At 28.1% G+C, this 12,724-nt stretch carries 12 protein-coding genes and 3 pseudogenes; 9 read left to right on the top strand and 6 right to left on the bottom strand.

What is annotated here, in order from left to right; genetic code table 11:
* The first annotated feature begins 154 nt into the window (after window positions 1-154).
* The 4 genes from yidC to JJC05_RS00805 all read left to right on the top strand — a co-directional run bounded on the left by yidC (window position 155) and on the right by JJC05_RS00805 (window position 4,019).
* Window positions 155-1,963 carry a membrane protein insertase YidC gene (yidC, locus tag JJC05_RS00820; RefSeq protein ID WP_258929361.1) on the top strand — a complete coding sequence of 603 codons (1,809 nt, stop codon included), beginning with the start codon at window positions 155-157 and terminating at the stop codon, window positions 1,961-1,963.
* A 169-nt stretch (window positions 1,964-2,132) separates the two neighbouring features.
* Entirely contained in the window at window positions 2,133-2,441 is a 309-nt protein-coding gene (locus JJC05_RS00815; protein WP_123901236.1) for a hypothetical protein, read from the top strand.
* Window positions 2,442-2,702, top strand: coding sequence for a hypothetical protein (locus JJC05_RS00810; protein ID WP_235877940.1), 261 nt, complete (start codon window positions 2,442-2,444; stop codon window positions 2,700-2,702).
* 183 nt (window positions 2,703-2,885) lie between these two features.
* A complete protein-coding gene (locus tag JJC05_RS00805) occupies window positions 2,886-4,019 on the top strand; it encodes a glutathionylspermidine synthase family protein (RefSeq protein ID WP_088390929.1) in 1,134 nt (377 codons plus the stop codon).
* A gap of 101 nt (window positions 4,020-4,120) precedes the next feature.
* Here the strand turns inward: JJC05_RS00805 and JJC05_RS00800 are convergent, their stop codons facing one another.
* Window positions 4,121-5,032 (bottom strand): glycosyltransferase family 2 protein, encoded by a 912-nt coding sequence (locus JJC05_RS00800; RefSeq protein WP_235877939.1) that lies wholly within the window; start codon window positions 5,030-5,032, stop codon window positions 4,121-4,123.
* Window positions 5,033-5,035: 3 nt separating this feature from the next.
* Window positions 5,036-5,866, bottom strand: coding sequence for a glycosyltransferase family A protein (locus JJC05_RS00795; protein ID WP_127823102.1), 831 nt, complete (start codon window positions 5,864-5,866; stop codon window positions 5,036-5,038).
* Between the two features lie 105 nt (window positions 5,867-5,971).
* On the opposite strand from JJC05_RS00795, the gene JJC05_RS00790 reads away from it, so the two are divergent.
* On the top strand, window positions 5,972-6,376 hold the full coding sequence (locus JJC05_RS00790; RefSeq protein ID WP_105196970.1) for a sugar 3,4-ketoisomerase: 405 nt from the start codon (window positions 5,972-5,974) through the stop codon (window positions 6,374-6,376).
* A gap of 230 nt (window positions 6,377-6,606) precedes the next feature.
* On the opposite strand, the gene JJC05_RS00785 is transcribed toward JJC05_RS00790, so the two are convergent.
* From JJC05_RS00785 to rlmH, 4 genes are all read right to left on the bottom strand, one after another.
* Window positions 6,607-7,026, bottom strand: coding sequence for a hypothetical protein (locus JJC05_RS00785; RefSeq protein WP_235877938.1), 420 nt, complete (start codon window positions 7,024-7,026; stop codon window positions 6,607-6,609).
* Window positions 7,008-7,310, bottom strand: a complete 303-nt coding sequence (locus JJC05_RS00780) for a glycosyltransferase family 2 protein (protein ID WP_235877937.1) — start codon at window positions 7,308-7,310, stop codon at window positions 7,008-7,010. The genes JJC05_RS00785 and JJC05_RS00780 overlap by 19 nt, the downstream gene beginning before the upstream one ends.
* Window positions 7,311-7,455: 145 nt before the next feature.
* Window positions 7,456-8,178 carry a glycosyltransferase gene (locus JJC05_RS00775; protein ID WP_235877936.1) on the bottom strand — a complete coding sequence of 241 codons (723 nt, stop codon included), beginning with the start codon at window positions 8,176-8,178 and terminating at the stop codon, window positions 7,456-7,458.
* Window positions 8,178-8,651 carry a 23S rRNA (pseudouridine(1915)-N(3))-methyltransferase RlmH gene (gene rlmH, locus JJC05_RS00770; protein ID WP_127823099.1) on the bottom strand — a complete coding sequence of 158 codons (474 nt, stop codon included), beginning with the start codon at window positions 8,649-8,651 and terminating at the stop codon, window positions 8,178-8,180. The genes JJC05_RS00775 and rlmH overlap by 1 nt, the downstream gene beginning before the upstream one ends.
* 94 nt (window positions 8,652-8,745) lie before the next feature.
* On the opposite strand from rlmH, the pseudogene JJC05_RS00765 reads away from it, so the two are divergent.
* From JJC05_RS00765 to JJC05_RS16325, 4 genes and pseudogenes are all read left to right on the top strand, one after another.
* Window positions 8,746-9,788 (top strand): annotated as a pseudogene (locus JJC05_RS00765) (quinone-dependent dihydroorotate dehydrogenase).
* Between the two features lie 21 nt (window positions 9,789-9,809).
* Window positions 9,810-10,678 (top strand): annotated as a pseudogene (locus JJC05_RS00760) (hydroxymethylglutaryl-CoA lyase-like TIM-barrel protein).
* A 114-nt stretch (window positions 10,679-10,792) separates the two neighbouring features.
* Window positions 10,793-11,988: pseudogene (locus tag JJC05_RS00755) on the top strand (DUF4856 domain-containing protein).
* Between the two features lie 85 nt (window positions 11,989-12,073).
* Entirely contained in the window at window positions 12,074-12,652 is a 579-nt protein-coding gene (locus tag JJC05_RS16325; protein WP_258929357.1) for an imelysin family protein, read from the top strand.
* The last annotated feature ends 72 nt before the right edge of the window (window positions 12,653-12,724 follow it).

The following is a 12,724-nucleotide window of genomic DNA, read 5'->3' as shown; positions in this document are numbered from 1 at the left end:
TTTAAAATATTCAACTTTCCGAATTTTAAACGCTGAACTAAAAAGGAAATGGAAGAAAAAAAGTTAGACCTTAATTCGATTATCGGATTTACGTTAATTTTCGGTATTATGATGTGGATAATGTACAAAAATCAACCCACACAAGCGGAAATTGATGCTGAAAAAGCTAAAAAAGAAAAAAATAGTAAAAACAAAACAAAAATTAGCTAAAACAACAGATTTAATTGCTGTAGGAGTTGACTCTACTAAAGTTACAGCAGCTTTAAAAGCGACATTAGGAAGCTTTGCTTATTCAGCAACCTTGCCTTCAGCAAAAGAAGCCTATACAACCTTAGAAAATGAATTAGTAAGTTTAAAAATTGCTAACAAAGGAGGATATATTGTAGATGCTACTTTAAAAAATTTCAAATCGATAGATGAAAAGGGGCCATTAGTGCAGTTAATAAAAAATAATAACGCACAACTTAACTTAACTTTTCAAACAAAAGAAGGTAAGAATTTGAATACAAAAGACTTGTTTTTTGAGCCTATTTTAACGAAAGTAGGGGCTAATCAAGTACTGTCAATGCGTTTGAAAACATCTCAAGATGCTTATTTAGAGTATAAGTATGTTTTAAAACCTAACGATTATATGTTAGATTTTGATGTACATTCACAAGGTTTAGCGACTGTATTTAATACCTCAACTCCTGCTAACTTAATTTGGGATTTGAAAACTTATCGTAATGAAAAAAGCGTAAGTTACGAGAATCGTTATACAGAAGTAGTATATGAATACGAATCAGGAAAAGATAATTATTTAAATCAATCGGATGAAGAAGAAAGTATTTCAGATTTAACCTATGTGGCTTTTAAGCAACATTTTTTCTCTTCTATATTATTAACTAGAACACCTATTAAAACAGCTAAATTATCAACCCAAAATTTAGTAAAAGATGCTGCGGTAGACACTACTTTTACTAAAAAGTTTGGAGCGGTGTTACCACTAGCTTATACAAATGGAGAGTTAGATTATAAAATGAACTGGTATTATGGTCCTTCAGATTATAAAATTTTAAATACTTATGATCGTAATTTAGATGAAATTATACCATTAGGTTGGGGGATTTTTGGATGGATTAACAAATTTATATTTGTACCATTGTTTGGGTTAATGAGTACTTTCTTACCTTACGGTATTGCTATTATCCTATTTACAGTTTTGATCAAATTAACAATGTCTCCTTTTACTTATAAATCATTCTTGTCACAAGCCAAAATGAAAGTATTGCGACCAGAAATGAATGAGATAAATGAGAAGTTTTCTAAAGATCCAATGAAAAAGCAGCAGGAAACAATGAAACTGTATAATAAAGCAGGTGTAAACCCTATGGCAGGATGTATACCCGCTTTAATTCAATTGCCTTTCATGTACGCTTCTTTCCAGTTTTTTCCATCTGCTATTCAATTAAGGCAACAAGGGTTTTTATGGGCTAAAGATTTATCATCGTATGATTTAATAGCTAAGTTACCATTTAACGTTCCTTTGTATGGAGATCATATTAGTTTATTTCCAATTTTAGCGGCCATTGCTATTTTCTTTTATATGAAATATACAACAGGAGATCAAGCTATGTCAGCACCACCACAAGAAGGGATGCCTGATATGGCAGGAATCATGAAGATGATGATTTGGATTTCACCTATTATGATGTTGATATTTTTTAATAATTACGGTTCAGGTTTAAGTTTGTATAACTTATTTTCAAACTTAATGACTTTAGGTCTAATGTTTTATATTAAAAAATTCTTAGTAGATGATGCAAAAATTCATGCACAAATACAAGAAAATAAACAAAAAGAACCTAAAAAACCGGTAAGTTCCAACAAAAATTACAAGAAGCGATGGAACAAGCTCAAAAACAACAAGAAGAAAAGAAAAGAAAATAAAAAAAATATTAGCTATAGTAAGCTTTTAAAATAAGCCGTTTCAATACTAAATTTGAGACGGTTTTTTTAGATTCATTTTTTTTCTAAATAGCTTAATGAATAATGACTAATTATTTCTTTCTTTCTTAGGAATCTTTTACTGTAACAAAAAAAGTACGCCTAATAGGGCATACTATAAGAATATAATAAAATTAATATTAAAAATGTATAAAAAAGTAATTGCTTTATTGGCATTAAGTTTTCTTATGTCTAATTGTTATGATTATAAAGAAGACGTAGTAACAGAAGTAGATAAAGAAGGATCTGTTGAAACAGAAATGACTATTGAACATATTGATAGCGAAAGAGATCTCGTTATTACTAAGCACAAAGTTTGGTCAAAAGGAAATTTGAGTAAAGAAATCGTTTATAAAGATACAGTACCAGCATTAGGAGAATATGAGGAAGAGGATGAAGAAGGTAAAATTGTAAAGGGAAAAAAAGAGTATGAAATATATTTTACAGCAAAATAAATGAAAAAGTCGAGTATTATTAATTTAGTATTGGTGGCAACTATTACAGCTGCCTGTGGTAAAAAGAGGAAGAATGGGAAGGAGGAGGAACTGGAAGAAAAGTTTATTTACGTTCAGATACTACAGCAGTTTATACTAAAAGCGAACAGCCTCAACATTCCTATCATGCTTTTAGAGCTTATAGTTTATCAGGAGGCTCAGGTAAATATTCAAGACGAACTGGTTATTATTCAGATGGCATACATTATAGCTCAAATGTAGGACATAATAGTAGTAAAGGTAGTGTAAGTAGAGGAGGTTTTGGACATTCTAGTTTTCACGTATCATCTTAAAATTATATTTATTCAAATTTTAAGTTTACATATAACCACTTAAATTCTGTGTTACGATATTTTATTATAACGAATTAAAGAATTGCAAGAATTAAAAACAGAGCGAATTAAAATGAATAGAATAGCAATTTCTCCAAGAACTGATTGGAAAATAAAGGTAGAAAAATTGGGTTTTAATTTTCATTCTATAGGAGAAAAATATTGGGATGAATCTGTATTTTATGAATTTTCTATAGATGAAATTACCAGAATTGAAAATGCTACAGCTCAATTATGGGAAATGTGTTTACATGTTGTGGAATACGTAATTGAACGTAATTTATTCCATAAATTTCATATTCCTAGTTGGTTTATACCACATATAAAAAGAACTTGGGAAAATGAAGATCCTTCCATTTACGGACGTTTTGATTTTTGTTATAAAAATGGTAAATTAAAAATGTTGGAGTTTAATGCCGATACACCTACATCTTTATTTGAAGCTAGTATTGTACAGTGGTTTTGGTTACAAGAATGTTATCCGTATTGTGATCAATTTAACTCTATTCATGAAAAACTAATTGCTTATTGGGACTATGTAAAACCTTATTTAAAAGGCTCTAAATTGCATTTTACCAGCGTACCTGATTCTTTAGAAGACATAACAACGGTACGTTATTTACAAGATTGTGCGATGCAAGCAGGGCTAGACACGCATTATACATCTATAGATCAGTTGGGATGGGATAGCTATAATCAAATTTTTGTTGATGATAAAGATAGTAGTATTGCTTCTATTTTTAAGTTATATCCTTATGAATGGATGGTTAATGAAGAATTTGGAAAAAATATAATAATAGATAAAAATAAAACATTTTGGATAGAACCCAGCTGGAAAATGCTATTGTCTAATAAAGCATTATTACCTATCTTATGGGAACTATATCCCAATCATGAATATTTGTTAGCTAGTTATTTTGATTCACCTAAAGAATTAACTTCTTGGTGCGAAAAACCTATTTTATCAAGAGAAGGCGCAAATGTAAAATTAATTAAAAACGGGATTTTGTTAACGAGTACACAAGGAGAATATGGAGAAGAAGGCTTTATATATCAAGAATTGGCAGAGCTACCTGATTTTTATGATAATTATCCTTTAATAGGCAGTTGGATTATAGGACAAGAACCAGCAGGTATTGGGATAAGAGAATCGAGATCTTTAATAACCGATAATACCTCTCGTTTTGTACCTCATTTGATAAGATAAAAAAGCTAGAAGTTCTGAATTGAATTTAATCAACTTTAGATAATATTTTTTAAATCAGATTAGGCGAATAGATTGACTTCATCAATTCATTTTGTTCGAGTTTAATGCCTAATTTGAGGTAAAAATTTTAAATGAATTTTTAGCTTTAAAATAAGTAGTTGAAAACAAAGAAAATAATTGCCATTTTTGAAATTTAAAACTATTTCATAATGAACTCTTTTTAACATAGCTGTATTTTCTTTTTTTGTTGTATTTTGTTTAAAAGCTTTAATTAAAATCTTATAGGTGGAATTGTTTAAACGTTTAGAAAAAGTATTGTGTTTTTTGAAAAAATATTGGTACATAGAATTATTTAATTCTCTTTTTTGTACCAGAATTTCATCAATAAATTCAAAGTCAAATTTTTTAGAAGCTCTTATCCATATATCAAAATCTTCATAAGCTAATGACTCATCGTAACCTCCTAATGATTTTAGTATATCTGATTTTATCATAGATGAAACAGAACACATTTTTTCCTCTCCAGCTAAAAGAGAAATATATATAAATCCTGAAGGAGGTTGTTTAATTACTTTTTTATAAGTATTTACAGGATAATAATAGTCCAAATGATTGTCCTTTTCGTCAATAATTTCTAAATTTCCATAAACTAATGCCAAATTCTTATAAGTTGTATTTGAAAAAGTTTCGACTTGTTTTTTTACACAATCTAAGGTTAAAACATCATCAGCTGCTAAATCAATAATGTATTTTCCTTTTGCTTGTTTAAAGAGATTATTAAAGGTTTTTGTATTTCCTAAGTTAGTTTTGTTAGCTATAAAAAATACATGCGGATATTTGGTTATCCATTTTTTAATTACTTCTACTGAATCATCCTGACTGGCATCATCTGCAATTAGTAATTCAATATTTTTATAAGATTGATGAATGACAGAATCTAAGGCTTTACTTACAAAAGAAGCATGATTATAACATAAGCAAATAATAGTGACAAGAGGATTCTTTTCTTCCATTAATTAAAGGGAATTTAATTTTGATAATTCTAAATATTTTGTTTTGCCTTTTAATCCCATAAAAAAAGCTTTTTTAATATGATAAAATTTTAAGATACCTTGTTTTAAATCAAAAAAAAGTTTTAATAAAAGCCAAAAAATATATCTATTTTTAAAAATATGGGCATATACGGCACCATAAGCAAAATATTTTTCACTAAAATGAATTTTATCAGTAGTCGTTAAATTGGGATGCGTTACGATGGTTTCAGGAATAAAATCAATGCGATACCCCTTTTTCTTTAAATTGGATAAAAAAACAGGTTCTTCTCCGAGTCCAAACATAGCATTTAATCCAAACCAATCATTATATTTGAGATATGAAGGATTAATATTTTGTCTGTTAATAGTTATTTCTATATTGGCTACATTGAGTATATCTATAGCCTTAATATTTTCTTTTTTTTGAGAAGGATATTTTTTTAATAAAGTTTTATCATCTTTTTTTGCTTGAAAACAAATGACATGTGTATTAGGAAAATTATTATAATTCTTTAAAAGTATTTTTTCAAAATCTTTCTCAAAAACGATATCATCGTCAGCAATTACAAGAATAGTTCCGTAAGCATTTTGTAATGCTATGTTTCTACTTATAGATAAGCCAATAGTATAAGTGTTAATTACTCGTATATTTGGATGATTGCTGTGTAGAATATTTTTTGTTGTGGTTTGATTTATAATCAAGATATTAAAGCCAATATTGCTAAAATCAGCAAACATTTGATATAGAAAATTTAAAGAATTTCTATTCATTGTAGAAACTAATATTTCAATATCTTTCTCTTCTATCTCCATTTATAAAATTTTAAACAAACTTATAAATTATTATTATTTAAATCCAATAGGGCTAAATTTATATTTTATAAATTAAATGTATTTTTGTTTAGTAAATTAAGATAAATGAAAACAAGAATTATTTCAATACCCAAAGTAGAGGACATGCGTGGAAATCTTGGTATTATTGAAGGTAATACTTTACCTTTTCCTATAAAACGAGTTTATTATTTATTTGATGTACCCAGCAGTGCATCAAGAGGAGGTCATGCTCATAAAGAACAATTAGAGTTTTTAATTTCTATTTCAGGGAGTTTTGATGTCTTAATTGATGATGGAAGTAATAAAGAAAGAATAACTTTAAATAAACCAGATAAAGGATTGCTTATTCCTACTAAGATGTGGCGAGAACTAGATAACTTTTCATCAGGTGCCGTATGTTTAGTAATCTCTTCTGGTGAATTTGATGAAGATGATTACATTAGAAATTACGATAGTTTTATAAAATATACATCTAATTGTAAATACTAAAATCAAAACCTTTATTTCTTAAAAAACGTTTAGAAAATAATAAGCTTAGTAATATAATTCTAGGTAGGTGAAATAATATTCTAAATCTCCAACTAATATTACAGGAAGAGATTTTGTTGTAATAATTTTTAGCCTGATTATAATCTTTTGCCATTTTAAAATGTAAAGAATATTCTTTTCTATAGATATCTAAGAATTGCTTTAAAGAATTATTATCTTTTTCTGCTGTGTTAAATTGGTCTAAGTGACATAATTTTTTTTTGAGTTATAGGCGTTTTAGATAGTTGATTATCAATTATAAAATTGTATTCCGTCGTGTAAGAACTCGTGATAGCTATTGGGTAAGAAATGGCTATTTGTGTAAAAAGTTCAAGATCTTCACCGTTATTTACATTAATGTTAAAAGCAAAACCTAATTGAAATAAATAGTTAGGAATTACTACGGCAGATGGGAGTCCAACTCTGTATACAAGGCTTGTTTTAAAATAATCTTTCAAAACACCTTTGTAATCATCGCTAATTTCATAAGAGTAACTAATAGGAATAATTTTATGCTTTGAAATTTTCATGAAATATCGACTACAATACATACCACAATTAGGATGTAATCTATAAAGTTGATATAATTCTTCTAAATGATTTTTTTCCAAAGATCATCAGCGTCTAAAAAAGCTATTAATGTGCCCTTTGCATTTTTTATACCTAAATTCCGGGCACTAGAAACACCCTTATTTTGTTGATTAAAAATTCGTATTCTAGAATCATTAATATTTTGTATAATTTCCAAGCTTTTATCTGTACTTCCATCATTTACAATGATGATTTCAAAATTCGAATAACTTTGATCAATTACACTTGTTAGAGTGTTATATATATAATTTTCTTTATTATAAAGAGGTATGATTACAGAAAATGTTAGTTTATTTTTTTGCATAAATAACCTAATTTATATAAGTCTAATAAAAAAAGAAAAGGCCTTTTGGAAACTAAATTTTGTTTCATAGTAGGTTCTAAAAAATCAAAAAATAAAGCAAGAAAAAAATTCAGTTTATATTTTTTTATGATATAAAATACTTTTGTTAAATGAATATCTTTTTGTTTACAAATGAGTTTTGAGTTGCATAATAAGCGTTAATACTTGCTTTTTTGCTTTTTTCTAAAAATAGAAGAGAATTTTCTTCATTTAAATGAGTTAGAGGATTATCTATATGATGAATAAAAATATGCTGTTTTTCTAGATTTTTTATAAAAATTAAATCTTCATAGCCATAATTTTTTATTTGTTTATGAAAAGAAATAGTTTTAAAAATTTCTCTCTTTATAATTAAGTTCCAACTAAAAGTAAAATCGTAAGGTTTTTTTAATCTATGTGAAATGGATTTGATTTCTCTTTCATTTCCGTATTTCCAACGCAAAATTTGATCATTGGTTTTAGGGTGTAAAGGATATTTAACACCTCCAAAAAGAACATCAACGGAATCGTCTAGATTTTCTAAAAAGATTTTAATATAGTTATTATTAAAAGGAAAAGAGTCTGCTTCAAGAATTAGAAGATATTTATATCGTGCAGCAAAAGCAAGGGTATTTAAATTTTGACCTCTTCCTAATCTTTTGTTTGAAATAGTAAACGAAGCATTTGTAAGTTTATTTATGGCTTCATTTTTTATATTTAAATTTGAATTAGAAAAATCATCTTGACAAAGTATCTCAAAAATAATATTTTCTTTACTACATTGTTTATGGATTTCTTGTACTAAAGGAAAAATATTATAGTTATATGTAGGAACTAAAATGGATAACATTATTGATGATGATAAGGTTCGTTTCGTAAAATAGTAAAACCTCTATAAATTTGTTCTATGAAAAATAGACGAACCATTTGATGAGAAAATGTCATAGCAGAAAGTGCTAATTTACCATTTGCTTTTTTATAAAGAGTATCACTAAAACCATAGGGGCCACCAATTACAAAAACTAAAGTCTTGATTCCAGAGTTCATCTTTTTTTGAAGTTCTTCTGAAAAACCTATACTAGAAAATGATTTGCCATTTTCATCTAAAAGAATCAAATGGTCACTCGATGTTAATTTTGCTAAAATTAGTTCGCCTTCTTTTTCTTTTTGCTGTGATTCGGATAAATTTTTAACATTTTTTATATCCGGTATAATTTCCAAATCAAATTTTATATAAAAAGACAAACGTTTGATATAATCATCAATTAGTATTTGTAAATTTTTATTATCCGTTTTACCAATGGTTATTAATTTGATGTTCATAATAAAATTAAGAAATTATTAAGAGCAAAAATACAAACCAATTTTAAATTTTGCTGTTGAATTGTTATTTTTGCACAACAACACAACAAATTATATGTATAAACAACTTATTCGTCCGTTACTTTTTAAATTCGATCCTGAGGAAGTACATCATTTTACCTTTGCAACTATTCGTTTACTGAATAAAATACCGGGGTTTCGTTTATTATAAAAAATAATTTTAAAATAGAAGATAAACGTTTAGAAAGAGAAGTTTTTGGATTAAAATTTAAGAACCCCGTAGGACTTGCGGCAGGTTTTGACAAAGATGCTAAATTATTTAATGAATTATCCGATTTTGGTTTTGGTTTTATTGAAATAGGAACTCTTACACCTAAAGCGCAAGAAGGGAATCCTAAGAAAAGATTATTTAGATTGTTAGAAGATTCCGCTATTATCAATAGAATGGGATTTAATAATGGAGGAATAGAAGAGGCGATTCAACGTTTGAAAAAAAATAAAGGCGTACTTATAGGTGGGAATATAGGTAAAAACAAAGTAACGCCTAATGAAAATGCAGTGGATGATTATACAATATGTTTTGAAGCCTTATATGATTATGTTGATTATTTTGTTGTTAATGTAAGTTCTCCTAATACACCCGGTTTACGAGAATTACAAGATAAAGAACCATTAACAAATCTTCTGCGATCACTTCAAGAACTTAATTTTAAAAAATATGTAGGAGTAGAGGAGATGCAAGGTGAAGTAAAACCTATTTTATTAAAAATTGCTCCCGATTTAACAAACAATCAATTGCTAGACATTATTGATATCGTTAAAGATTCAAAAATTGCAGGAGTTATAGCAACCAATACTACAATTTCTAGAGAAGGATTACAATCAGTTAATAAAAATGAAGTAGGCGGTCTCTCAGGTAAACCCTTAAAAGAGCGATCAACAGAAGTAATTCGTTTTTTGTCTGAAAATAGTAACCATGCGTTTCCTATTATTGGAGTAGGAGGTATTCATAGCGCACAGGATGCTATTGATAAATTAAATGCAGGAGCTAGTTTAGTACAGTTATATACGGGATTTATATATGAAGGACCTGCGCTAATTAAAGCAATCAATAAAAAAATTTTAGAACAAACCTAATTTTAGATAAAGACTCTTATGATGAATGCTGAAAAAATTAAGTTAATCGAATGTCCCCGTGATGCTATGCAAGGCATAAAAGATTTTATACCAACCGATAAAAAAGTACAGTATATACAATCCTTATTACGTGTTGGTTTTGACACGATTGATTTTGGAAGTTTTGTTTCAGCAAAAGCAATACCTCAAATGCAGGATACTGCTGAAGTATTAGCTCAGTTAGATTTGTCTAATACCAAAAGTAAATTATTAGCTATAGTTGCTAATACACAAGGAGCAAAAATGCAGTACAGTATAAAGAAATAAACTATTTGGGTTTCCCTTTTTCTATTTCCGAAAATTTTCAGATGCGTAATACGCATAAAACGATAGCAGAGGCATTGGTAACATTACAAGAAATAATGGATATAGCAGAACAATCAGATAAAGAACTTGTTACCTATATATCTATGGGTTTTGGAAATCCCTATGGAGATCCTTGGAATGTAGAAATAGTAGGAGAGTGGACGGAAAGATTAGCCTCTATGGGAGTTAAGATTTTATCTTTATCTGATACTATCGGTTCTTCTACTCCAGATGTTATAAACTATTTATTTTCAAATCTTATTCCAAAATATCCTAATATTGAATTTGGAGCTCATTTGCATACAACTCCTGATAAATGGTTTGAAAAAATAGACAGTGCTTATAAAGCGGGTTGTAGACGTTTTGATGGCGCTATAAAAGGACATGGAGGATGTCCCATGGCAACAGATAAACTTACAGGAAATATGCCTACAGAAAAGATGATATCTTATTTTACTGCTCAAAAAGCAAATCATGATTTAAGTGCAATGAGTTTTGAAAGTGCTTATAATGAGGCACTAAAGATTTTTAATCATTATCATTAATTTTTATGTTATTGTTTTATTTAAAAATAATCTAAATAAACTTTGTTTTGTTTAGAATCAGTCTTTATATTTGTATCGACTTATTTTTAAATGATCTAAATAAAATATTAAAAAATGAATTTCAATAAATTTTTGCTGGCATCTTTACCAGTAGTTTCTTTAGTAGTTTCTTCTTGTTCTAAAGAAGAACAAGTAATAGCTAATGATAAAACATATGTTACACCCCCTACTTATACCTTTGATCGTAATGGTGCTACAACAGTCGATTTTAGTGGTCAAAAATCTAGAATTTTAATGCTTCAGGAAATTGCAGATTATGTTAAAACTCAAGGAGCTGGTGGTCTTGCTGTAAGTGATGTTAAATTATTAGACATGTATGCTAATACTAATTCGCCATTTACAAATGCAGAGTTAAATACTTCCGTAACAAAACAATTAAAAGATAAAACAGCCGCTTCTGTAGATTATTTTTCATCTAATAGCATAGAGCAAGCTGAAGAAAGAACATTTTTTGAAAATCAATTAAGAATATTAGGAAGTGCTGGTACTGGTGCAGCGACTCAAGGGGTTGCAGGTATTTTTGAAAAAAGATATTATGCTGCTAATGGATTAGAGCCAGTTCAGGTAGTTTTAAAAGGCTTAATGGGAGCGTGTTTTATAGATCAAATTTGTAACAATTATTTAAGTACAAAAAAATTAGATGCGGCTACAAATAAAGAAGATAATACAAACAAAAAACTAAAGTCTGGTACGAATTATACAGAAATGGAACATGCTTGGGATGAAGCTTATGGTTATGTTTATGGAGCTGGTCGTGATGCAGATGGAAAAAATGCTAAATTTTGGGATAGTTATATAGATCAAGTAAATGCAGATAAAGATTTTAATACTTTAAAAGCAGATATTAATTTAGCTTTTAGAAAAGGTAGAGCAGCTATTGTAAATAATGACTATGTTACTCGTGATGCTCAAATTGCTATAATTAAAGAAAAATTAGCAAAAGTAGCCGCTGTACGTGCAGTATATTACTTAATGGAAGGAAAGAAAAGTTTAGTTAATGGAGCAGGAAAAACATTTCATGCTTTATCAGAAGGATATGGTTTTATTAAATGTTTGAGATATACAAATAAACCGGTACTAACAATCCTTATCTTTCTAAAAACGAAGTAGATACTATTTTAAAGACTTTAACAGCCGGTAAAAATGGTTTTTGGGATGTTGATTATTCTAAAAATAATTTAGAGACTTTAGCGAAACAAATTGCGGATAAATTTGGTTTTACAGTAGCTCAAGCAGAAACAGTTGATTAGAAAAATAAAACATAAATAATATAAAATAAACCAAGTATTAATCTATGATTAGTACTTGGTTATATTAGCATTTATAAAGAAAATTATGAGAAAAATATTTTTTGTACTTTTTTTGTCTTTATTGACAAGTTGTTCAGATGATAAAAAAATTGATGAACCTCAAGTTACTATAGGAGACAATTATGATAAAAAGGCAATGCTTACCAATTGGGCAGAAAATATCATAATTCCGGCCTATAAAAATTATCAAATAGAAGTAAATAAACTGTATGAAGAAGCAAATTCTTTTAAACAAAATCCAACTACTGATAATTTAAATAAAGTAAGAACCTCTTGGTTTAATTCCTATAAAGCTTATCAACGTGTAGCTATGTTTAAAATAGGAAAATCAGAAGATTTATATTTTGTAAATCATACGAATACATATCCTGTAAACGTTATTGAAATTAATAAAAATATAAATACAGAAGGATATAATCTTACTTCACTAACACAATTTGATAAACAAGGATATCCCGCCCTTGATTATATGCTTTATGGTTTGGCTGATACAGATAATGCTATTTTAATGTTCTATACAGGCGCAGAGGCACAAAAATATGCAACTTACCTAACTGCTTTAGTTACAGATTTAAAAAAATACAGCAGATTCATTACTAAATGATTGGAATACTTATAAAAATACATTTATTTCTAATACAAATAATACGAGCTCTGGTTCTGTAAATTTAATAGT

Source organism: Flavobacterium davisii (assembly GCF_019565505.1).
Taxonomy (GTDB): domain Bacteria; phylum Bacteroidota; class Bacteroidia; order Flavobacteriales; family Flavobacteriaceae; genus Flavobacterium; species Flavobacterium davisii.
Note: the sequence above shows the minus strand (reverse complement) of the source record. Positions and strands in the feature narration are given on the sequence as shown.

Coding starts and splice junctions, on each gene's coding strand:
- yidC (WP_258929361.1), top strand. CDS start 155: ATGCTGAAAAAGCTAAAAAAGAAAAAAATAGTAAAAACAAAACAAAAA.
- JJC05_RS00795 (WP_127823102.1), bottom strand. CDS start 5,866: ATGGAGATAGAAGAGAAAGATATTGAAATATTAGTTTCTACAATGAAT.
- JJC05_RS00805 (WP_088390929.1), top strand. CDS start 2,886: ATGAATAGAATAGCAATTTCTCCAAGAACTGATTGGAAAATAAAGGTA.
- JJC05_RS00780 (WP_235877937.1), bottom strand. CDS start 7,310: ATGCAAAAAAATAAACTAACATTTTCTGTAATCATACCTCTTTATAAT.
- JJC05_RS00800 (WP_235877939.1), bottom strand. CDS start 5,032: ATGGAAGAAAAGAATCCTCTTGTCACTATTATTTGCTTATGTTATAAT.
- JJC05_RS16325 (WP_258929357.1), top strand. CDS start 12,074: ATGAGAAAAATATTTTTTGTACTTTTTTTGTCTTTATTGACAAGTTGT.
- JJC05_RS00810 (WP_235877940.1), top strand. CDS start 2,442: ATGAAAAAGTCGAGTATTATTAATTTAGTATTGGTGGCAACTATTACA.
- JJC05_RS00815 (WP_123901236.1), top strand. CDS start 2,133: ATGTATAAAAAAGTAATTGCTTTATTGGCATTAAGTTTTCTTATGTCT.
- JJC05_RS00775 (WP_235877936.1), bottom strand. CDS start 8,178: ATGTTATCCATTTTAGTTCCTACATATAACTATAATATTTTTCCTTTA.
- rlmH (WP_127823099.1), bottom strand. CDS start 8,651: ATGAACATCAAATTAATAACCATTGGTAAAACGGATAATAAAAATTTA.
- JJC05_RS00790 (WP_105196970.1), top strand. CDS start 5,972: ATGAAAACAAGAATTATTTCAATACCCAAAGTAGAGGACATGCGTGGA.